Source organism: Rhodococcus sp. SORGH_AS_0301, from assembly GCF_030818285.1.
GTDB lineage: Bacteria > Actinomycetota > Actinomycetes > Mycobacteriales > Mycobacteriaceae > Rhodococcoides.
In genome coordinates this window covers 3,284,119-3,303,947 of sequence record NZ_JAUTAC010000002.1, presented here as the reverse complement: position 1 = coordinate 3,303,947, position 19,829 = coordinate 3,284,119, and the positions used below count along the sequence as shown (strand labels likewise).

The 19,829-nt window shown below is 66.2% G+C and carries 20 protein-coding genes; 1 reads left to right on the top strand and 19 read right to left on the bottom strand.

Features of this window, described 5'->3' with window-relative positions; all coding sequences use genetic code 11:
• Positions 1–38 precede the first annotated feature (38 nt).
• The 13 genes from QE397_RS16275 to mftA form a co-directional block, all read right to left on the bottom strand.
• On the bottom strand, positions 39–1,052 hold the full coding sequence (locus tag QE397_RS16275; RefSeq protein WP_307095980.1) for an ABC transporter substrate-binding protein: 1,014 nt from the start codon (positions 1,050–1,052) through the stop codon (positions 39–41).
• Positions 1,053–1,084: 32 nt separating this feature from the next.
• Complete coding sequence (locus QE397_RS16270) at positions 1,085–1,882, bottom strand: ABC transporter ATP-binding protein (RefSeq protein WP_307095979.1); 798 nt, start codon at positions 1,880–1,882, stop codon at positions 1,085–1,087.
• A complete protein-coding gene (locus QE397_RS16265; RefSeq protein WP_307095977.1) occupies positions 1,879–2,856 on the bottom strand; it encodes an iron chelate uptake ABC transporter family permease subunit in 978 nt (325 codons plus the stop codon). Before QE397_RS16265 ends, QE397_RS16270 begins: the two co-directional genes overlap by 4 nt.
• A gap of 10 nt (positions 2,857–2,866) precedes the next feature.
• Entirely contained in the window at positions 2,867–3,832 is a 966-nt protein-coding gene (locus tag QE397_RS16260) for an ABC transporter permease (RefSeq protein WP_307095974.1), read from the bottom strand.
• Entirely contained in the window at positions 3,822–4,781 is a 960-nt protein-coding gene (locus QE397_RS16255; protein WP_307095971.1) for a siderophore ABC transporter substrate-binding protein, read from the bottom strand. Before QE397_RS16255 ends, QE397_RS16260 begins: the two co-directional genes overlap by 11 nt.
• A 104-nt stretch (positions 4,782–4,885) precedes the next feature.
• Positions 4,886–5,128, bottom strand: a complete 243-nt coding sequence (locus QE397_RS16250) for a hypothetical protein (RefSeq protein WP_307095969.1) — start codon at positions 5,126–5,128, stop codon at positions 4,886–4,888.
• A 138-nt stretch (positions 5,129–5,266) separates the two neighbouring features.
• On the bottom strand, positions 5,267–6,286 hold the full coding sequence (locus QE397_RS16245) for a hypothetical protein (protein ID WP_307097603.1): 1,020 nt from the start codon (positions 6,284–6,286) through the stop codon (positions 5,267–5,269).
• A 250-nt stretch (positions 6,287–6,536) separates the two neighbouring features.
• A complete protein-coding gene (mftG, locus tag QE397_RS16240; protein ID WP_307095967.1) occupies positions 6,537–7,952 on the bottom strand; it encodes a mycofactocin system GMC family oxidoreductase MftG in 1,416 nt (471 codons plus the stop codon).
• Entirely contained in the window at positions 7,949–8,608 is a 660-nt protein-coding gene (gene mftE, locus QE397_RS16235; protein WP_307095965.1) for a mycofactocin biosynthesis peptidyl-dipeptidase MftE, read from the bottom strand. The genes mftG and mftE overlap by 4 nt, the downstream gene beginning before the upstream one ends.
• Before the next feature lie 59 nt (positions 8,609–8,667).
• On the bottom strand, positions 8,668–9,924 hold the full coding sequence (mftD, locus tag QE397_RS16230) for a pre-mycofactocin synthase MftD (protein WP_307095963.1): 1,257 nt from the start codon (positions 9,922–9,924) through the stop codon (positions 8,668–8,670).
• A gap of 4 nt (positions 9,925–9,928) precedes the next feature.
• Positions 9,929–11,236, bottom strand: a complete 1,308-nt coding sequence (gene mftC, locus QE397_RS16225) for a mycofactocin radical SAM maturase (protein ID WP_307095961.1) — start codon at positions 11,234–11,236, stop codon at positions 9,929–9,931.
• On the bottom strand, positions 11,233–11,547 hold the full coding sequence (mftB, locus tag QE397_RS16220; RefSeq protein WP_307095959.1) for a mycofactocin biosynthesis chaperone MftB: 315 nt from the start codon (positions 11,545–11,547) through the stop codon (positions 11,233–11,235). The genes mftC and mftB overlap by 4 nt, the downstream gene beginning before the upstream one ends.
• 7 nt (positions 11,548–11,554) lie before the next feature.
• Positions 11,555–11,665: a mycofactocin precursor MftA gene (gene mftA, locus QE397_RS16215; protein WP_155957132.1), complete on the bottom strand. Its 111-nt coding sequence runs from the start codon at positions 11,663–11,665 to the stop codon at positions 11,555–11,557.
• Between the two features lie 202 nt (positions 11,666–11,867).
• Here mftA and mftM point away from each other — a divergent pair, with 202 nt between their 5' ends.
• Positions 11,868–12,716, top strand: a complete 849-nt coding sequence (mftM, locus tag QE397_RS16210) for a mycofactocin oligosaccharide methyltransferase MftM (protein ID WP_307095955.1) — start codon at positions 11,868–11,870, stop codon at positions 12,714–12,716.
• Here mftM and QE397_RS16205 read toward each other — a convergent pair.
• The 6 genes from QE397_RS16205 to mdo are packed head-to-tail and all read right to left on the bottom strand — an operon-like array spanning position 12,713 to position 19,806.
• The gene (locus QE397_RS16205; protein WP_027507086.1) at positions 12,713–13,345 is read right to left on the bottom strand and encodes a response regulator transcription factor; all 633 of its coding nucleotides are present in this window, start codon (positions 13,343–13,345) and stop codon (positions 12,713–12,715) included. The two genes, mftM and QE397_RS16205, sit on opposite strands and share 4 nt — an antisense overlap.
• Positions 13,345–14,637, bottom strand: a complete 1,293-nt coding sequence (locus QE397_RS16200) for a sensor histidine kinase (protein WP_027507087.1) — start codon at positions 14,635–14,637, stop codon at positions 13,345–13,347. Before QE397_RS16200 ends, QE397_RS16205 begins: the two co-directional genes overlap by 1 nt.
• On the bottom strand, positions 14,634–15,872 hold the full coding sequence (locus QE397_RS16195) for an iron-containing alcohol dehydrogenase (protein ID WP_081821461.1): 1,239 nt from the start codon (positions 15,870–15,872) through the stop codon (positions 14,634–14,636). Before QE397_RS16195 ends, QE397_RS16200 begins: the two co-directional genes overlap by 4 nt.
• A 56-nt stretch (positions 15,873–15,928) precedes the next feature.
• Complete coding sequence (locus tag QE397_RS16190) at positions 15,929–17,434, bottom strand: VWA domain-containing protein (protein ID WP_027507089.1); 1,506 nt, start codon at positions 17,432–17,434, stop codon at positions 15,929–15,931.
• A 1-nt stretch (position 17,435) separates the two neighbouring features.
• A complete protein-coding gene (locus tag QE397_RS16185) occupies positions 17,436–18,503 on the bottom strand; it encodes a MoxR family ATPase (RefSeq protein WP_307095950.1) in 1,068 nt (355 codons plus the stop codon).
• A gap of 31 nt (positions 18,504–18,534) precedes the next feature.
• Complete coding sequence (mdo, locus tag QE397_RS16180; protein ID WP_027507091.1) at positions 18,535–19,806, bottom strand: NDMA-dependent methanol dehydrogenase; 1,272 nt, start codon at positions 19,804–19,806, stop codon at positions 18,535–18,537.
• Between the last annotated feature and the right edge of the window lie 23 nt (positions 19,807–19,829).

Genomic DNA, 19,829 nt, shown 5'->3' with positions numbered 1-19,829 from the left:
ATCCCTACCTCCTGATCCGTTCTCACCGAGTGGCACTGCTACGCGGCGAACGTCTGCTGGATCTGGTCCAGCGTGGCCATGACCCCGTCGTAGTCGGGTCGGTAGCTCGTCGCCGGGAGTTCGTGGACAGTGCTCGCGGCGAAGGCCGGCAACACCGCGTAGGCCGGATCCTGCTTCAGCTGCTCAAGGGTGCGCCCGGCAACCGGGACGACGAACATCACCGGGGCGGTGGCGACGGAACCGAGCAATTCGGGGCTGACGATGAACGAGTCCCCGGAACCGTACAACTCCGGATTCCCGGCCTTGGTGAGAATGTCGTCGGCTTCGAAACCGACTTCCGACAACAACGTCGGCAATGCCGCGGTCTGCGGAATGAAGGAGGGTTCATTGGTGCTCAGCGACAGGAAATAGGCGACGGGAGACCCGGGAACGGTGATGGAATCCCTGACATCGGCGACCTTGTCCTCGTATGCCTGCAGGAGAGAGTCGACCTTGTCGCTCTCCCCGGCGGCGTCGGCGACTGCCGCGAGTTCGCCTTGCCAGGTGGTGACCGTGGACGGGATCAGCACGGTGGGTGCGATCGCGGCGAGCTGATCGTAGGCATCATTGGCCAGGATGGCGGAGTAGCCCTGCCCGCCACCGATGATGAGATCAGGTTCGGCCTGCGCAATGGCTTCGATGTTCAGCGATTCCCCCGCCGGCAGTTCCACTGTGCCCCGGGCGGAAGCCTTGTCGGCCCACTGTGGAGGGAAGCCGCCGTCGAGGTTGGTCACACCGAGCAGTCGGGTGTCGGTGATGGCGACGGGCGCGTCGAGTGTGTAGAGGTATCCGGCGAATCCGGCCGAGAGGACCGCGATGCGCTGGGGGTCGGCGGGCACGGTCACCTCTCCTTTGTCGGTGGCGATCACGCGGGTCTCGCTCGGTGTCGGCTCGACAGTTGCAGCGGTGTCGTCGGCGGTCGAACTGCACGCGGACGCGCCGAGGACGACGAGCGCCATCGACGCAGCGGCGACGAGGCGGACGCCTCGCCGGCGAAGGGGGGAGTGCACCATGGCGAATCCTTTCGAGAGCACTGTCGTGCGTGTCATGGTTGTGTCGAGGCCGCGATACGCACCTCGTTCCGAGGGCGGGCGTACACGGCGGTCCGCGCGCCGTCGATGTCGTGGACGCGCACCCGGGTATCGAACACGTCGCTCAGGATGTCGTCGTGCATGATCTCGCCGGCGGGCCCGCTGACGACTATCCGGCCGTCCCGCATCGCGACGATGTCGTCCGACCAGGCCGCCGCGAAGTTGATGTCGTGCACCACGAGCACGATCGTGCGCCCCAACTCGTCGGCCGCGCGTCGGAGATGGCCCATCATCGCCACCGAGTGCTTCATGTCCAGATTGTTCAGCGGCTCGTCGAGCAGGACGTACGGAGTGTCCTGCGCGAGAACCATGGCGACGAACGCCCGCTGGCGTTGACCACCCGACACCTGGTCGAGGTGGCGCCCAGCGAGGGTGTCGAGGTGCAGGAAGTCGAGCGCACGGTCGACGTGTTCGTGGTCGTGTGCGCGGAGTCGGCCGCCGCAGTGCGGGAACCGGCCGAACGAGACGAGCTCGCGGATGGTGAGCCGCGCGGTCAGGTGGTTGTCCTGGCGCAGCACCGAGACGATGCGGGCCAAGTCTCTCGTGGCCGTGTGCTGCACCACGGCGTCTCCGATGGTCACGGTTCCGGTGGTCGGCTCGAGCAGTCTGCCCATGATCGAGAGCAGGGTCGACTTGCCCGCTCCGTTGGGCCCGACGACCGAGGTGATGCCACCCTCTGCGATGGTGCCGCTGACCGGTCCGAGCACCGTCTCGCTCTGGTAGGTCTTGGAGACGTCCGAGAACGTGATCACAGTCTGCCTTTCCGGAGGACGACGACGAGGAAGAGCAGTCCACCCGCGAATTCGATGACGACCGTGAGGAAACCGGCCGCGTAGAACACGTGCTGCATGACGAACTGTCCGACGACGAGCGTGAGCATGCCGAGCAGGAATGCCATCGGCAGCACGTACTGGTGTTTGTAGCTGCCGGTCACCTGATAGGCCATCGTCGCGACGATGAAGCCGAAGAAGGTCATCGGCCCTGCCAGCGCGGTGGAGAACGACACCAGCAGCGCCACCAGAACGAGCACGAGCGTCAGTTCACGCTTGTGGTCGACGCCGATGGTCGTCGCGGAGTCACGGCCGAGCAACAGCGCATCGAGCCGGAAGCGTCTGCGCCACAACACCACTCCCACCGCGACGCACACCGTGAACGCGAGGGGAAGCATGCCCGGATCCACCCCGCTGAGGCGACCGAACAGGCGAACGGACAGGAGGTCGTACTCGGTGGGGGAGAGCAGACGCTGCAGGAACGTCGAGAGGCTGTCGAAGGCCAGCCCCAGGACGACGCCGACGAGCAGCATCGTGAAGAGACTGCCGAGGCGACCGGAGAAGAGCCAGCGATAGAGGATCGTGGCGAACAGGACCATGGTGAGGGTCTGTGCGATCACTTTCGGGGTGCCGTCGGTCCGAGCGATGACGGAGCCGCCGAAGACGAACACCATGACGGTCTGCATCAGCACGTACAGCGAGTCGAAACCGACGATGGACGGAGTGAGCAATCGGTTGTCTGTGACGGTGTGGAAGACGACGGTGCCGAGCCCGTGGGCGAAGGCCGCGACGGCCATGGCGCCCAGCATCGTGGCGCGGCGTTCCACCGCGAACTCGAAGGAACCCCGGACGAACAGGAGAAGGAAGCAGGCGATCGCCCCCGCCAGCACCGCGGAGGCCACGAGAAGTCGTCGGCGCGGACGTGGTCCCGAGTCGGTGCGTACCAGCGTCGGCATCGAGGGTGATTCACGCAAGAACATGACGTCGCTGCCTCACCACGAGAAGGACGAAGACCGCGGCGCCGAGCGCGCCGAGAATCACCGAGGCCGGAATCTCCATGGGCGCGACCACCGTGCGCCCGATCAGGTCGCACACCAGCAGCAGTCCGACGCCCAGCACCGCCACCCACGGGAGGTTCCTCCGTACGTCGTCTCCCAGGACCATGGACACGATGTTCGGCACGATGAGGCCCAGGAACGGGATGAAGCCGACCACCACGCTGGTGACACCGGTGCACACCGCCACCATCGCGACGCCGAGCACGACGGTCGCGTCGTAGTTCAGTCCGACCGTGGTGGCGAGGTCCTTCCCGAGGCCGGCGACGGTGAAGCGGTGCGCGAGCAGGTAGACGAGCACGGCGATGACGACGACGGCCCACAAGGGTTCGTAGAAACCGCGCACGATGCCGCTGAATCCGCCGGACCGCCACGCGGACATGGACTGCAGCAGGTCGAATGTGCCGGCGAGGAAGGTGGTGATCGCGCCGACGACGGCGCCCAGCATGATGCCGACCAGGGGGACCACCAGTTGTTGTTCCAACGAGATTCGACGTAGCACGCCCACGAACAACATGGTGCCGACGAAGGCGAACGCGGTGGCGATCAGCATCTTCGGCATCGGCCCCAGATTCGGCGCCAGCAGCAGGGCCGCGAGAATGCCCAATCCCGCCCACTGGCTCGTGCCGGCGGTGGTGGGCTCGACGAACTTGTTCTGAGTGATCATCTGCATGACCACGCCGGACACCGCCATCGCGACGCCGGCGAAGATCAACGAGAGGGTCCGCGGGACGCGGGAGATGAGGAACATCTCCCGCGCCACCGGGTCGGTGAGCAGTGTGCCGAGCGAGATGTCGAACTCGCCGACGAGCAGCGACGCCGCGACCAGGGCGGCGGTGACCACCGCCGAGCCCAGAAGTACTGTCCTACGATGCATTCGAGAAGGCATCCGCGAGCTGCTTGTACGTCTCGGCGTACGCCTGGATGCTCTCCCGGGTGTAGAAGTACGGATCGAGGTAGACGATCTGGTCCTCGGACGCGAACGTCGTGCGGACGAACGCCTCCTGCGCATCGATCACCGACTTCGCCGGAGCTGCACCGGGTTCACCGGCCGCGGCGTCGCGGTCCAGCACGATCATCCAGTCCGGGTTCGCCGCGGCGACGGCCTCCGGCGCGAGGCCGGAGTCCCCGTGCACATCGCCGGCCTCACCGGCGAAGACGTCGCGCAGGTTCAGCGGCTCGATGATCCGCCCGATCCGTCCGGCGCCGTTGTCGATCTTGCCGCCCGAGACGACGGACAGGAACACCGACTGGCCGGTGGTCCGCTCCGCCGCGTTGTCTTCGGCGGCGTCGAGAGCCGCGATGATCTCGGCCGCCTGCTCCTCGCGGTCGAAAACGACGCCGAGAGAGGCGGTCTGGCGCTTCAGTGACTCGACGTAACCACCCTCGGCATCGTCGGACGGCGCGATGTCCAGCGTCGGGGCGATACGACCGAGTTCGTCGGTGTACTCCGAGAAGCGGTAACCGCCGATGATGAGATCGGGTTCCGCCTCGTTCACGATCTCCAGATTCGGCTCCCTGTGCGTCCCCACGTCGAGGATGGCGTCGTCATCGATCCAGTCCTCGAACCCTTCGTACGGCATGATCGGCTTGGGCAGCGCCACCGGTTCGACGCCGAACGCGCGCAGGGTCTCCAGCGACGTGTTGTCGAGGGCGACGACACGCTGCGGGTTCTGGGGGACCTCGACAGGTCCGGTGGCGGTGTCGATGGAGACGGCGGTGGCGGAGTCCGCGGACGTGGTGTCGTCGGTGCTGCAACTCGCGAGCGCGCTCACCGTGATCACGGTGGCGAGGAGGGCGAGGATCGGGGTTTTCGGGGTCTTCACGAGGCTCCAGAGGGTGTGATGTCTTGACCGAACCTTTACTCGCTGGAGCCTAGCTACTTAGGTAAGGCTACGCAAACCCCTACCGCGTGGTCGTGACGGTCTCATCAGTCCGTGCGTGAATCGTCGTCTTGTCTGAGCCACCAGCATGTTGCCGCGTACAACGCTCCGAGCCACACGGCGGCAACCGCCAGCATGCCGCTGAGGTTGCTGCTGCCGGAGAACATCGCGACGGCGATAGCGACGATCAGCACGGCATAGCTGATGGCCACAAACATCATTCGGTATCTAGACCGGCCAACCGCGACGCGGCGGTCGGCGAGGGAGGCGCTGAGAACGGAGCTGCTCATGATCAAGGCATACTCTTCCGTCCGAACCGGGGAGCGTTCGACGCGCTCGCAAGGGGGCGCACCACGCTCATTCAGATCAACGGGTCCACCAACCCCGTGCCTGGACAGTGCACCGCTCGCTTCGGAATTCTCACCTGTTCACTCTTTCTGCGTGTTGTCGTGTCGTTGGCGTTGTCTGGTTCCGTAGGCGGCTTCCTTGACTGCGTCGTCGTCTTCGAGGCCGGATCCGAGGGCGCCGCCGATGGTGGCGATGGAGGCGAGGAGCCAGCTGAGTTCGAGGTAGTCGGCGACGGTCGCGTCGTGCCCGAGGGTCGAGGACAGGACGTGCGCTCGGAGGGAGAGCCAGGCGGTGAAGAGCAGCAGACCGAACAGGGCGATGTGGAGGACGACGACACCGATGGTCAGGGTGATGACGGTCGCGGTGTTGTAGAGCCTGGAGCGTTCGCGTTCCTCGTCGGATTCGGGCCGTTCCCACAGTTCGTGGTCGATGACGAGCCAGAGGATGAGCGCCACCGTCGACAGGATCGTCGCCGCACAGAGGCGCGATCCGCCCATGGTGTCGGCGAACGACCAGATGGTGCTGGTGGACAATGCGAATGCGCCGGTGGCGAAGGCGCCGACGAGCACTTTGGACAGGCTGGTGACCAGCCGCCAGGGCCGGTTGGCTCGCACCATTCCGGAGACCAGTCGGAGCGTGCGCAGTCCCTTCGGTGCGAGGTACCGGGTGCTGGTTTCGTGCTGTTCGGCGGGGAATCGTCTCGCGGCGCTCGTCGGTGCGAGTTCGGGTTCGCCGAGGATGCGTGCAAGGGCGAGTTCGACGACGGTGGTGACGCGTCGAGTGAGGTCGATGCCGCCGACGGCGGCGATGGAGATCAGTGCGAACTTGTGATCGGCGCTGACCTCGCCGATGACGGGGACGGTGTTGTCGCGGCGGGGGAGGTCGGTGAGGTAGACGACGATGTCCTCGTGGTCGGAGTCGGTGTCGACGGTGTCGATCACGTCGTCGAGTGAGGCGTGTTCGTCGGATACGAGGGGTTGTCGGCGCACGGTGGTGGTCCATCGGCGGGGCGGTGATCCTCGTTCGGTGAGGCGTCGGGGTAGGTGGTCCGAGAGGTGCTCGGCGAGATCGGCGGGTTTGCCGGGGTCGGCGATGAGCAGTACCGATACGCCGTCTCCCGCTGGACGGGTGGGTCCTTTTTCGGTGTGGGTCGTGGTCTGTCATCGCCCGGTGCTACCCGGTCGATCGACCGATAAATGTGACGACTGGCCGTCCGTGGTGGCTTTTCGCCAAGGCCGAGGTGCACGTGCAAATATCGAGCGGGCGGAGAACGCCGACACGGTCGACCTTGGGTGAGAACGCAGATTTCCGGCGCCGGGGATCTCGGAGCGCCCGAGGTGACACTGCGCGTCACAGTTGTCGTTCGCGATGCGATCCTGTGGTCGAGGGCTGACCGATCGCGAGATGCGCGGCGTGCAGTGCCGCCATCACCACCGTCTCGTGCGGCCCGACTGAGGGGACGCTCGGGAACATCGACGAGTCCATCACGTGGAGGCCGTCGATTCCGTGCACGGCGCAGTGGTCGTCGACCACGGAGAGCGGATCGGTGCCCATGCGGGCACTGCAGCACATGTGCGCCGACGTTCCGAGCCTGTCCACCAAGCGCTCCGAGCGAGCACTCTCGACCACGCCGAGCGACGACGCGAGCGTTCGAGCGAGGGTGACGCCGTCCAGCAGTCCAGCTCTGTCTCGTTGTGAAGTGAGGTAGCGGTATTCGATCCGCGGCGCGGCGAAAGGGTCGGCCGACACCGGCGAGATGCGTCCGCGCGAATCGGGTCGCATGAGAGCAACACCCAGCACCGGATTCATCGGCGGCAGCCCGGGTATCAGCTGGTCGAAAGATGCTGTGTAAGGGCGGATCTCCACATCGCCGACGTGCAGGACGACGTCGAGAGCGCGGGTTCGTACCTCGGACGGAGGTCGAAGCGGAACGTACGGCACCGTCACCTCCGGGTGATCACGAAACCCCACTCCCACGCCGGGCAGCGCATGGTGCACGTCCACGCCCACGCTTCTGAGCAGTGCAGGGTCGCCGATGCCTGAATGCATCAGAAGCAGTGGTGTTCTCACCGCGCCCGCGGTCAGGATGATCGTGTCCGCCCGGAGGACGAAGTCCCCGTCGTCGTCGATGCCCGTGACGCCGACCGCGCGTGTCCCCTCGAGAAGTACCCGCGCGACACGGGTGCGCGGTCGCACGTCGACGAGATGGCGTACCGGCGCCAGATACGCGTGTGCCGTGGTGACGCGGTAACCGTCCCGAACATTCGAGGGCACGGCCATCCAGGCATCGGTGCCTCTTTCGGCTCGGCTGACGCACGAGAACCCGGCCGACGAGCATGCCCGGGCGAAGGCTCGGCCGATCTCCGAGTCGATACTCGCCGTGGGCACCATGTGCCGCTCGACGTCGTCGTAACGGCGCCGGACAGTGGGCCAGGACCATGTCGTCCGCGGCCAGGCGTCGAAGTCGGCAGAGGGGGCGCGGAGAAAGTACGCACCGTTGACGGCGCCGCTTCCCCCGAGGACTCGGCCTCTGGCCATGAATCCTGTCCGGCCGGCGGAGAGCTCGACCTCGAACGTGTCCACCCGCTCCGATCGGGGCCCGATAGGCAGCTGCGTCGCAGAGCGCAGATCCTCGGCGTCGATGTCGGACTTTCCGGCTTCGAGAAGTGCGACGGTGGCCCCCGCCGCAGCGACTGTCGCTGCGACAACGCATCCCGCACTACCGCCCCCGACGACGACGACGTCGAACGAGTCACCGGTGGTCACAGTCGGCCGTGCGTGTCGGGAGCCCACGATCGAACGGCTGCGGCGAGGGAGTCCCCCATCGATGCCACGAGCGAAGCGCCCTCGGCGGCGCTCGCACCCCGAGGGTTGCCCAGAACACCGTTGCTGGTGATCGCGCTCATCCCCAGGGTGCGTAGGCGCGGAAGCAACGAGGCGATCGGGGCGGTGATTCCCACCTCCACAGCAGACTCGTCCACCAGGTTCGGTGCGAGATGCATCATGAGGGACGTTTCGGTACGACCGGCGTGGGCATCGCCGCCGGCGACCGCGCAGGGAAACCATGCGACATCTCGGCCCTCGTATCGCAGGAGACCGACCGCGGAGACGAGGGACGACAGGTTGCCACCGTGGCCATTGACGAACACCACTCGATCGGCCCATCGGCAGATGGATCGGCCGTACTCGACGAGGACAGCGGTCAGTGCTTCGGCTCCGAGAGAGACCGTGCCGGCGAAGCCCTCATGTTCGCCGCTGGCCCCATAGGCCAGGGCAGGGGCGAGAAAGGCGTCATCGAGAGACCCCGCGACTGCTGCGGCGACGCGGGTGTCGGTGTCCAAGGGGAGATGCGGGCCGTGTTGCTCCAGCGACCCCACCGGCACCGCCACCAACCGAGCCCCGACTGTCTCGCGCGAGCGCATCGCTCCCAGGTTCGAGGACTGAGCGGGCCTCGACGACGACACGCTGAACCGCCCTACCGTCAGGACGACCGACGTGCGGAGGTCAGCACGGTGGTGGCAGCATCGGACACTGTCGGCGAGGGCACGCTCTCGCCCAGCCGGCGAGTGAACCCGTCCGGAACGACGATGTCCTGCGGGGTCAGGTCGTGGATCGAACTCTTGCCCATGCCGAGCAGCGCGCTGTCTGTGCCCATACGCAGTACATCCAGAACGTTCTCCACACCGGCCTGCCCGTTCGCGGCGAGCCCCCACAGATAGGCGCGGCCGATCATCACTGCGCGGGCACCGAGGGCGACGGCTTTGACGACATCGCTGCCGCGGCGGATTCCGCCGTCGAGTAGTACCTCGATCTCGTCGCCCACGGCCTCGGCGACGGCGGGCAGCATACGGATGGTGGCCGGTGTGCCGTCGAGGTTGTTGCCGCCGTGGTTGGAGACGGAGATGGCGGAGAAACCGGCGTCGACGGCTCGGTGGGCGTCGTCGATGCGGGAGATGCCCTTGAGCATGAACGGGCCGTCCCACTGCGCACGGAGCCAGGCGATGTCGTCCCAGGACGGCGGTGGAGTCTGCTGCCACATGCCGTACGCGCCGAAGAACGTGGGTAGCTGAGGTGCGCCGGCGGGCAGGATGTTCGGCGTCGTCAGGTCTGGCACTCTGCCGGTTCGTGCGAACTTGTACAGCCAGGCGGGCCGGAGAATGCCTTCGGGTGCGAACTTGACCATGGACGCGAGATTCATTTTCTCCGGAATGGTGGGGCTGCCCCAGTCGCGCCCGTAGGAGAACGACCAGTCGAGGGTGAGGATCATCCCCACCGCCCCGGCAGCTTTCGCCCGTTCCATGCGGGCGACCATCTCGTCGCGGGTGCCGAGCCAGTAGACCTGGAAGAGTGTCTGCGGGTTGGCCGCCGCCACGTCCTCGACGGACTTCGATGCGAACGAGGACAGGCCGATGGCGGTGCCACGCGCCGCCGCCGCACGAGCCACGGCGACCTCGCCGTCGGGGTCGACCGCCTGAACTCCTGTCGGCGAGATGATGACAGGCATGGAGATGTGCTGCCCCATCACCGTTGTCGACTGATCACGCTCGTGACAATGTCCGGCGACCCTGGGTGCGAATCCGAGTTCGCCGAAGGCCGCGAGATTGTCGTCGTAGGTCGTGCCACGTTCGGAGCCGGCGATCAGTGCGGAGTACACCGATGCCGGGAGTCGCTTCTTCGCTCGTCTCTGCGCTTCGGCGACAGTCTCCATCCAGGCGGGTCGTGACCAGGGGGTGCGCATGGTGTCAGTCCTTCTCTCGAGGCATCCCCGCAAGGGGGCTCTCGTCACACAGTTTCGGGGCCGGCCGGCCTCCGGCCTTCCCGAGGGCCGGCCGGCCTCCGGCCTCCACGAGGGCGGGTGCGCCGTCGCGGCGGGTGAGCAGCGTCAAGGGGATCGACGCTTTCGGGGTGGAACGCTTGCCGGTGCGGGAGTGGTCGACACTCGACTTCGGCACGGTGCCGCGGTCGGCGGCGAGGGCAGATTCGCCGTAACCCTGCACGCATTCGGGGTCGGGGCCGTCCATGGGAAGGCCGGTGAAGAACTTCGCGGCCATGCATCCGCCGCGGCAGGCATCGAAGTGCGCGCACTTCGTGCACGCGCCGGACGTCTGCGGTGAGCGCAGTTCCTGGAACAGTTCCGAGGTCTGCCAGACGGCCTGGAAGCCGCCCATGGTGGGGGTGGCGTCGCGGACGATATTGCCGGCGAGGAACTGTTCGTGAATGGCGAAGGGGCAGGCATAGACGTCGCCGATCGGGTCGATCAGGCACACCACTCGTCCTGCGCCGCACAGATTCAGACCCGGTAGGGCGTCGCCGAAGGCGGAGAGGTGGAAGAACGAGTCGCCGGTGAGCACACCCTCGCCGTTGGCGACGAGCCAATCGTAGAGCTCGCGCTGCTGTCCCGCGGTGGGATGCAGGTCGTCCCACACGTCCGCGCCGCGACCGGACGGACGCAGGCGGGTGATGCGCAGGGTGGCGTCGTAGGCGTCGGCGAGGGCCTTGAACTCGTCGAGCTGAGAGACATTGTGCCGGGTGACGACGACGGAGATCTTCGCATCGCGGAACCCGGCGTCTTTCAGGTTCTTCAGGGCGCGGACGGCCATGTCGAACGAGCCGGGGCCGCGGACGGCGTCGTTGACCTCGGCGGTGGCGCCGTCGATGGAGATCTGCACGTCGACGTAGTCGGACGCGGCGAGCCTGGCGGCGACCTTCTCGTCGATCTTGACGCCGTTGGTGGAGAACTTGACGCCCACCTGGTGGGCGGTGGCGTAGTCGACGAGCTCCCAGAAGTCCGATCGCACAGTCGGTTCGCCGCCGCCGATGTTGACGTAGAACACCTGCATCTTCTGCAGTTCGTCGATGATCGACTTGCACTGCTCGGTCGACAGCTCCCTCGGGTCGCGCCGCCCGGAGGAGGACAGGCAGTGCACGCAGGAGAGATTGCAGGCGTAGGTGAGCTCCCAGGTCAGGCAGATGGGGGCGTCGAGGCCGAGTTCGAACTGGTCGACCAGGCGGCCGACCGGTTGCTCGGGGCGGGCGAGGGTGGAGGTCATGCCGGGCCTTCCTTCACGGGAGTGGGAACGATCATCGTCGAGTCCGCGAGAGCGGCGAGTGCCTGCGCGTAGCGCGGTATCGCCGATTCCTCGATTCCCATGGCCGACATCGCGGATCGTGCATCCGGATGCGACGACAGCGAGGTGACCAGTGACACGATGACGGCGTTCTTGAGGAACGAGAGCTTGCGGGTCCCGAAGTGATACAGCAACGCCCCGAACGGTTCCGGGCGCAACGCGACCTGAGGATTGAGCTGCCACGCCAGGGCCAGGTCCACCGTTCGGGGCGATGCAGCGAGCACGTCGGTCACGGCCGACTCAGTAGACGCCGCACATGCCGTCGATGGAGACTTCCTCCACCAACGACTCCTGAACCAATGGCTCCTGCTGCGACGTGTCGGTCGTCTCGGTGGGATCGCTGTGAGTCATGACGTACCTCCGGTCTCGGGTGTCTCGAACGCGCATTCTCGGGTGAGGTGCGTGAATTCACTGTAGGACCGAGAGAGATTCAGGTGTCCGATGTTCCTCTGTGACAGGCCTGTTGGCGCCCGAGGACTGCCCGATCGGGCAGGTTCGGAACCGGCCGTCACGTCGCGGCGTTCGGCCCTAGGATCGATGCTGTCCCCGACAGATGTGGGAGAGGCCTGTGACCGCGACACTCCAACCATTCGATTCCCTCGCACCGTGTGCGCCCGGTGTGTGGAGGCACGGCAACGTGACCGTCACCCGCTCCGACGATCGGATCGCCGGTGGCATCCATATCGGGCGCAGCGGAGGCGTGCTGGAGGTGCGACACTCCCTGACCGCGGATCGCCTCAGCGATGCGCTGGTCGGCGAGGTCACCGACCGAGTCTCGGCATCCGGCTCAAGCAGATCGGAGTTCGAAGCGATCATGGTCGGCCTCGTGAGGTCCACCGTCCCCGGCGCGGTCGCGGCCTGGGCCACTTTTTATCGTAATTCGTTGACAGAGTTGACATCCGGTACATCAGACTTTGCACCGATTCATGCCTGCGCTGACGACCTGGTCGACGGCGACAGCGTGCTCGACCTCGGTTCGTGCTTCGGATTCTTTCCCCTGCGGCTCGCTTCTCGTGGCGTGGACGTGATCGCTACGGATCTTCACGGGGGAACCGTGCGTCTGCTCGACGCCATGACGACTGCTCTGGGCCTCGACGTCGCCACCCTGGTGTGCGATGCCGCCTCCGTGCCTGTGCCCGACGCTCACGTCGACACCGTGACGGCGTTGCACCTTCTCGAACACGTCGACCTGAGATCGGGTGACGCGATCGTGCAGGAGGCGCTGCGCGTCGCACGCCGGCGAGTGGTGATCGCGGTGCCGTTCGAAGAGGAAGCCGAACGCTGTCACGGCCATGTCCGCACCTTCGATCTCGCCGCACTGGCATCCGCGGTCTCGCGCAGTGGCGCGCCCTTCGACGTGTTCGAGCACCACGGTGGCTGGGCCGTGCTCGACGCACGCTAGATCAAGCCGCCCTTGCTCGCAGCGTAGACGGCCTCTGCACGGCGACTGACGCCCAATTTGCGCATGATGTTGCTGACGTGGAACTTGACTGTGGTCGCCGAGATGAACAGTTCGGTGCCGATCCTGGTGTTGGACATGCCGTTCGCGAGCAGGCGCAAGACTTCGAGTTCGCGCTCGGTCAGTCTTCCGTCGGGTTCGCCTCCTCGGTTGAGCGACCGCACCACGGCGGATGCACTGCGGGCGTCGAACGCGGACTCGCCGCGAGACACTGCACGGATGGCTCGCACGAGTTCGGTGGTGTCGACATCCTTGACCACGTAGCCGCGTGCGCCCGCATGAACGGCTTCGACGACGAGTCGTTCGTCGAGGAACGTGGTGAGCACGAGCAGGCCCATGGACGGATGCGACTTCGACAATTTCTTGCACAGGGTCAGACCCTCGTAATCCGAACTGGCGGAGAGCTTGAGATCCATCAGAACCACGTCAGGGGTGAGGTGAGCCGCCGTCGTGGTGGCTTCGTCGAGTGATGCCGCCTCGCCGACGATTCTCAGGTCGGGCTCACGTTCGAGGACGGAACGCAGACCCTGGCGCAGGATCGCGTGGTCGTCGACGAGAAGGATGGAGGTCATCATGCTCCGATCGGAATCGTTGCGGCGATGCGTATCCCGCCCAGGCGCGAACGTCTGACGTCGAAGGTGCCGTCGAACTCTCGTACGCGCGCCGCCATGTTCACGAGACCGCGGTGTGAGCCGCCGAGGTCGTTGGTCTCCGCGAGTCGCATCACGACGCGGAGATCGCGGGGATCGCCGTCGCCGTCGTCGTCGACTGTCAGCAGTACCGAGTGGTCGCGATACGTGAGGCGGAGTGCCGCGCGGGAGGCGTTCGAATGCACCGCCGAATTGAACAACGCTTCACCGGCGATACGAAGGACCGCGTGCTCGAGGTCGCTCGACAACTCGACAGCGTTACCGACGGTGTTCACTTTGACCTGCAATTCGTCCGGCATGTGCACGACAGCGAGTTGATCGAGCATCTCCGGGAGTGTGGACCGATCAGAGTCACCCGCGTGGTTCAGCGCGTAGATCGCTGATCGCAATTGTTCGACTGCACGCTTGGTCAGGTCTTTCGCCAGATCGAGGCGATCTCGGCGTTCCGCGTCGGGGATCTCGCTGCGGCACACCTCGATCTGCATACCGGCGGACAGCACTGCCTGGGTGACACTGTCGTGTAGTTCACGGGCGATGCGGTGCCGCTCCTCGTCCACTACCTGGTGGCGCTGGACCGCGCCGAGCTGTCGCTGCGTGGTCTCCAGTTCAGCGTTACGCACCGCGAGGTCCGCCGCGGTGCGGCGGGCATTCTGGAACAGGGCCGAGTTCTGCAGCGCCACCGCAGTTTGCGAGGCGAGGATGCTCAGGACGGCCCCGTCGGTGGCATCGAGAGTCCGATGCTCACCGGTCCACGCGGCGAACGCCCCCACAGCGCCGCCCACCGAATCGATGGGGACGAACGCGTAGTGGGGTTCTATGACAATGCCACCCTGCACCCGCGCTCGGCGGATGTCGTCGAGGCACTTGACCACGTCGTCGGGCAGGGGAGGGCCCTCGACGTCGCCCACGAGAAACGGTGTCGCGTCGGGGCCCAGGACCAGGCGGCGAGGGCCGGCGTCCGGAAGTGCGCCGTCCGTGAGGGCGAAGACGACCCAGCGGGCGCCGAGGTGCGCGCGAGCGGCCTCGGCCACTGCACAGATCAGGGTCTCGGGCCCCTCGACCGTGCGGACGAGTGCACGCGACACCAGATCGAGGGCGTGGAAGATCCGTTCGGCCCGTTCGGCGGCTCCCCGGTATTGCGGGTAGTAGGTGCTCTTCGACGATCGCAGGCCGGTGAGGCGGGACAGGTCCGTCACCGGTTCGCGCTGAGTCACAGTGCTTTCCGGAACAGTGCTGCGATATCGCTCTGAGTGGCCGGCCGCGGATTGGTGGCCATGCAGGCGTCGCGGAGCGAGAACTCCGCGAGGCGCTCGACATCGGCGTCGGTGACGCCGATGTTCCCGAGTGTGCGGGGAACCCCGACGGCCCGCGCCAGAGTCTCGACACGATCCGCGACCGCGAACGCTGCCTCCGCGGCCGATCCGCGGGCCTCGGGGAGCCCGAGACTCGCGGCGACGGGCACGTACGGCCGGCCGTCGGCGCCTGCGTTGAAGCGGATGACATGCGGCAGAAGTATTCCGTTGATGACGCCGTGGGGGAGGTCGAGAAGACCACCCACCTGGTGACTCATCGCGTGCGCGGCTCCGAGGATGGCATTGGTGAACGCGAGTCCGCCCTCGAGGCTGGCCTGGGCCATCACGGTGCGCGCAGGAAGTCCGTCGGGGTCTGCGATCGTGTGGGCGAGAGTCTCGATGACGAGAGTGACCGCCCGGAGGGCATGGTGGTCCGTGAGGGGATTGTGGGCGAGCGAGACGAAAGCCTCGATCCCGTGCGTCAGGGCGTCCAGGCCGGTGGCCGCACTGAGCCATTCCGGCATGGTGGTGAGCAGTCGCGGATCGATGATCGTGATGTCCGGGACCAGTGCACGGCCGAGGATGGTGATCTTGGTGCCACGGTCGGTGTCCGTGACGATGCAGAACTGAGAGACATCGGCGCCGGTGCCGGCGGTGCTGGGGACCATCACGACAGGCGGGATGGGTGATTCGACCGTGTCGACGCCCTCGTAGTCGAGGATGCGACCGCCGTTCGACGCGAGGATGGCCACGCCCTTCGCCGCGTCCATGACGCTACCGCCACCGATTGCGACGAGGACGTCGCATCCGCGGTCGCGATAGACGACGTGGCCGGCCGCGATCTCGTGGTCTTTCGGGTTCGGGGTCGGGTCCGCCCACACCACCGGTGCCATGCCGTGCTCTCGTAATTCCTTCTCGATCGCCGCGACCCACCCTGCCTCGAGCAGTCCCACGTCGGTCACCAGGAACGGGCGCACTCCTCCCAGTCTCGCGACCGCGTGCGCGACCTCGCCGGTGGAACCCACCCCGAAGACGATCTCGGGGGCGTGGAACTTGACGACCCGGCCGACGGCGTTGACGTCACCGAGCGGAACGTCCAGGCCGGGAACAGTCGGGTCCGCCGAATGCGCCGAGGACGGTGCAGAGAATCCGGACATGTGATCCAGCTTACGGCGCAACGGCCTGTCGATACCTGCCCGATCGGGCAGGACCGTCACCGCAGAGCATTGCCGAGTTCGGGTGCTCGGTCGATGAGTTGCCGAGCATCGCGGGCCACCACGACGCCGTCGCACACGTCTGCGTACTCGCGCATGGAGCACGATGCCTGGTCCCAGTACCGCTCAGATTCCGGGGTGATCCATGCCAGTCGGTGAACCCGGCGTGAGATCTCCTGAAGCCTGTCCACTCCCGCGGGGAGACCGTTGCATCGGCCGTCGCCGACGACGATGACGGACGTCCGTGATGTGATGAACGAGCCGTGGTGGGTGAGTACCTCGTCGAGCACGCGTCCGTAGTCGCTGCTGGCTTCGAGGTCCAGTTCCGGACTGGACAGCACCGTGGCGAGAGCGTCGTCGCCTGTGCTTCGAGCCAACTCGTCCGTGACGTCGACCGGTCGGTCGACGAAGGCCAACACCGTGCATCTGTTGACCCGGTGGCGCATGCTCTGCGCGAGTCGCAGGGTGAATGCGGTGATGGGCCGAACGGACAAGGAGACGTCGGCGAGTACGAGCAGTCGAACCTGTTCCGGAACGGGGGTGCGCACGATCAGATGGAACGGCACCCCGTCGGTCCGCATCCCGGCGCGCACGGTCCTGCGCATGTCGAGTCTGCCGCGACCGTGTTCACGAGGTCGAGGTCTGGGCGCCCCCCTCATCCGGCGGAGTATCTCCCGGCACGCCCCGTCCACGTCGACGCGAGACAGGGCGTTCGGATCGGCCTCCGTCGCGGGTGTCGTACCCCCCGCGCTGCGCGCCAGCGCATCGACGAAGGCCTCGATGGCCTCCGCGAGTCGATCGAGCTGGGTCCGAGTCATCTCCCCCGCGTCGAGTGCGTCGCCGTAGACCGCCGCGGGATCGTAGGCGTCCAGCCAGCCCAGAATCCCGTTCGGGTCGTCCCACCGAAGAGTTCCCCGCGACACGACCGCGTCATCGGACGACAACTCACCGACCGTCGCGCTGTCGGCACGGTCCACGTCCACGGTGAACGTGACTCCGCGGCGACCCGACGCGGAATCAGCGTCCACGGACACCTGAGAGTCGCTGCTCGTGAGGCTCAGATCGTCGTCGTCCTTGTGCGGATTGAACCCCTGCTCGGCATCGGGCGTGTCGAAGTGTTCGCCCACGTCGGCGGCGCGCTCGTTGAAGTCCGCGTAGCGGGCGGTGGTGTGCTCGTCGCCGGAGACCTCCAAGTCCGTGGGCAATCCGCCGGCCACCGCCGCCGCGCTCGCTGTGCGTCCTGGCTCGTCGATCGGGAGAACGGGATCGAAGAGCGCCGAGAACGCCAGGTCGAAGCCCTCCTGCTCGTGTGGGTACTTCGCGCACGTCGCGCGCAGTGCCGAGCGCAGAAGCGGTGTGTCGGAGGCGCCGATCAGGCCCAGAACCCGCCTCACCTCGATCACCTCGGCGGGCGACGCCGCGACACCGAATCGGCGGAGGAGCCGGCCGAACACGGCCGACAGAACGTCGAGTACCCGTGCCGGAGTGGCGGACGTGGTTGTCACGTCACGCCTTCTTCCCGACTCCGCCACGGTCACGTCCGCCGTGTCCGCGGAAAGCAGCGGTGGTGCTGTTGGGTGGTCGACTGGCGATGCTGGGCGGTGGACCCGAACGGTCGGCAGTGTCGTGCGGTGCAGAGGGCTCTCGTTGTCGCCGAACGAGTTCGACGTCGCTCACGTATTTCAGCAGTGCGGAGGACAGCAACTCCCTCGTGCGCTCGGTGTCGTGCTCCTTCAGGATCATCGCGGCTCGGGCTGCGTCGATGACCTCGGAGACCGACGGGCTCTTGCGCAGGGGCAGTTCCCGCATCGACCGAGCAAGGTCGACGACGTCAGCGACCACGGACTCCTCCACCTCCGGAGCGCGGGAGGAGACGATCTCGCGCTCGACCTCCGCGCTCGGGAAATCGACCGCGAAGTGCAGGCAGCGCCGCTTGAGCGCGGCGGACAGTTCACGAGTGTCGTTGGATGTCAGGATCACCCACGGATCGGTTCGCGCCCGGAAGGTACCGACTTCGGGAATGGTGATCTGCTTCTCAGCCAACACCTCGAGGAGCAGTGCTTCCATCGCTTCCTCTGTGCGGTCGACCTCGTCGATGAGCAGCACCACCGGCTGCTCCGAGAGGATCGCATCGAGGAGGGGTCTGACAGCGAGAAAGCCCTCGGAGTAGAGACCGAAATCCGTGTCGGACAGTAGGGCGGACGCTGCGGCGAGATCCGGTGCATCGGCGAGTTCGGCCCCCATGCGGTCCCGCAACATCTGGACGTGCAGCAGTTGCTTCGCGTAGTCCCACTCGTACAGCGCGCGATTGTCGTCGAGACCCTCGTAGCACTGCAGGCGGACCAGCCGACGCCCTCCCGCGAGGGCGAGCGCCTTGGCCAGTTCCGTCTTACCGACGCCGGCCGGACCTTCGAGCAACAACGGTCGATCCAGCGCGATGGCGAGATGCACCACCACCGACAGGTCGTCGGTCGCGATGTATCCGGTCTCCCGGAGCGATGCGCGCACGTCCGCGGGCGTCGCCAGATCCGAAGTGGTGTCCTGTTGTCGAACGAAGGGTCCGGCCGTGGTCATACTCGTGGTCCTTTCCGTGATCTCTCGAGTGTCAGTACGACTCGTTGATGGAGTGACCGACGACCGGAATCATCGACTCGACCGTGACCTCGCGGGGATTGCCCGGCGTGCACCAGTCGTCCTGGATGTGCTCGGAAATGGCGAGGACGGTCTTCTCGTCTCCGGTGATGACGTCTCCGCGGCCGGTGTACTTGCCCGTGTTCATCCGGTTCTTGTCGTACAGGCGGGTGTTCACCTCCCCGAAGTTGTCCGGGATGCCGACGTCCTTCGACAGTCGAATGGCCGCCTCGACAGCAGCGTCCGCCGCTTGCACGGTGGTGAGGTTGCGGGTGTCGACTCCCAGGGCGCCGGCCAGCTGCGCGTACCTCTCGTACCGGCTCGGCAGGTTGTACTCCCAGACCCGCGGAAGAGCGATGGCGTTGTTGAGTCCGTGGTGGCTGTCGAAGAAGGCGCTCACGGCATGCGAGATGGAGTGCACAATGCCGAGGCCGCCGGAGTTGAAGGCCTGCCCGGCGATGTACTGCGCGTTCATCATTCCTTCTCGAGCTTTCAAGTTCCGAGGTTCGTACACCGCTTCGCGAAGGTTCTTCGCGACCAGTTCGACGGAATACAACGCATTGCCCAGCGACGGCGCGAAGTCCAGCCGGGAGACGAAGGGCTCGCTTCCGTGGGCAAGCACGTCGAATCCGCAGTACGCGGTGAAGTGCTGCGGGCAGGTGTAGTAGAGCAACGGGTCGTCGATCGCGACGGTGACGATGGAGGCCTCGTCGAACGCCACCCACTTGTGGGGCTTGTCCATGTCGGAGGTGTCGGTGATGACGTAGGCCCACGAGGTCTCCGAGCCCGTACCCGCCGTCGTCGAGACGGCGATGTGCGGTGGGTTCTCTTTGTTGGTCGACTTGGAGAAACCCTCGAACTCGTTGATGTTGCGTCCGTCGTGCGCGATGACGACACGTGCACCCTTGGCTGCATCGTGACTCGAGCCGCCACCGACGGAGATGATGCTGTCGCACTTCTCCTTCTGGTAGAGCGCGGCGGCGTCCATGACGTTGTAGTCCTTGGGGTTGGACTCCACCTTGTCGAACAACACGACCTCGACGCCCTGGTACTCGATCTTCCCGATCAGTTCCTCGATGATCCCCGAACCCCGGAGGCCCGTCGTGACCAGAAGTGATCGCTTGAAGCCCAGGTTCTTGGCCTCGACGCCGATGATGTCGTGTGCGCCGACCCCGAGAAGGGCGCGAGGAAAGGGGTGGAACTCCTTGATCGGGAAGTCCCAGATCTGATTGAGCTCGATGGCCATGGTCGTCTCCTGTGGTCGGCAAC

Bases quoted from the DNA above. Each gene is read 5' to 3' on its own strand.
- QE397_RS16275 (WP_307095980.1), bottom strand. From the start codon at position 1,052: ATGGTGCACTCCCCCCTTCGCCGGCGAGGCGTCCGCCTCGTCGCCGCT.
- QE397_RS16265 (WP_307095977.1), bottom strand. From the start codon at position 2,856: ATGCCGACGCTGGTACGCACCGACTCGGGACCACGTCCGCGCCGACGA.
- QE397_RS16260 (WP_307095974.1), bottom strand. From the start codon at position 3,832: ATGCATCGTAGGACAGTACTTCTGGGCTCGGCGGTGGTCACCGCCGCC.
- QE397_RS16250 (WP_307095969.1), bottom strand. From the start codon at position 5,128: ATGAGCAGCTCCGTTCTCAGCGCCTCCCTCGCCGACCGCCGCGTCGCG.
- mftE (WP_307095965.1), bottom strand. From the start codon at position 8,608: ATGCGCTCGCGCGAGACAGTCGGGGCTCGGTTGGTGGCGGTGCCGGTG.
- mftD (WP_307095963.1), bottom strand. From the start codon at position 9,924: ATGCGCACCCCCTGGTCACGACCCGCCTGGATGGAGACTGTCGCCGAA.
- mftC (WP_307095961.1), bottom strand. From the start codon at position 11,236: ATGACCTCCACCCTCGCCCGCCCCGAGCAACCGGTCGGCCGCCTGGTC.
- mftA (WP_155957132.1), bottom strand. From the start codon at position 11,665: ATGACTCACAGCGATCCCACCGAGACGACCGACACGTCGCAGCAGGAG.
- mftM (WP_307095955.1), top strand. From the start codon at position 11,868: ATGTGGGAGAGGCCTGTGACCGCGACACTCCAACCATTCGATTCCCTC.
- QE397_RS16205 (WP_027507086.1), bottom strand. From the start codon at position 13,345: ATGACCTCCATCCTTCTCGTCGACGACCACGCGATCCTGCGCCAGGGT.
- QE397_RS16195 (WP_081821461.1), bottom strand. From the start codon at position 15,872: ATGTCCGGATTCTCTGCACCGTCCTCGGCGCATTCGGCGGACCCGACT.
- QE397_RS16185 (WP_307095950.1), bottom strand. From the start codon at position 18,503: ATGACCACGGCCGGACCCTTCGTTCGACAACAGGACACCACTTCGGAT.
- mdo (WP_027507091.1), bottom strand. From the start codon at position 19,806: ATGGCCATCGAGCTCAATCAGATCTGGGACTTCCCGATCAAGGAGTTC.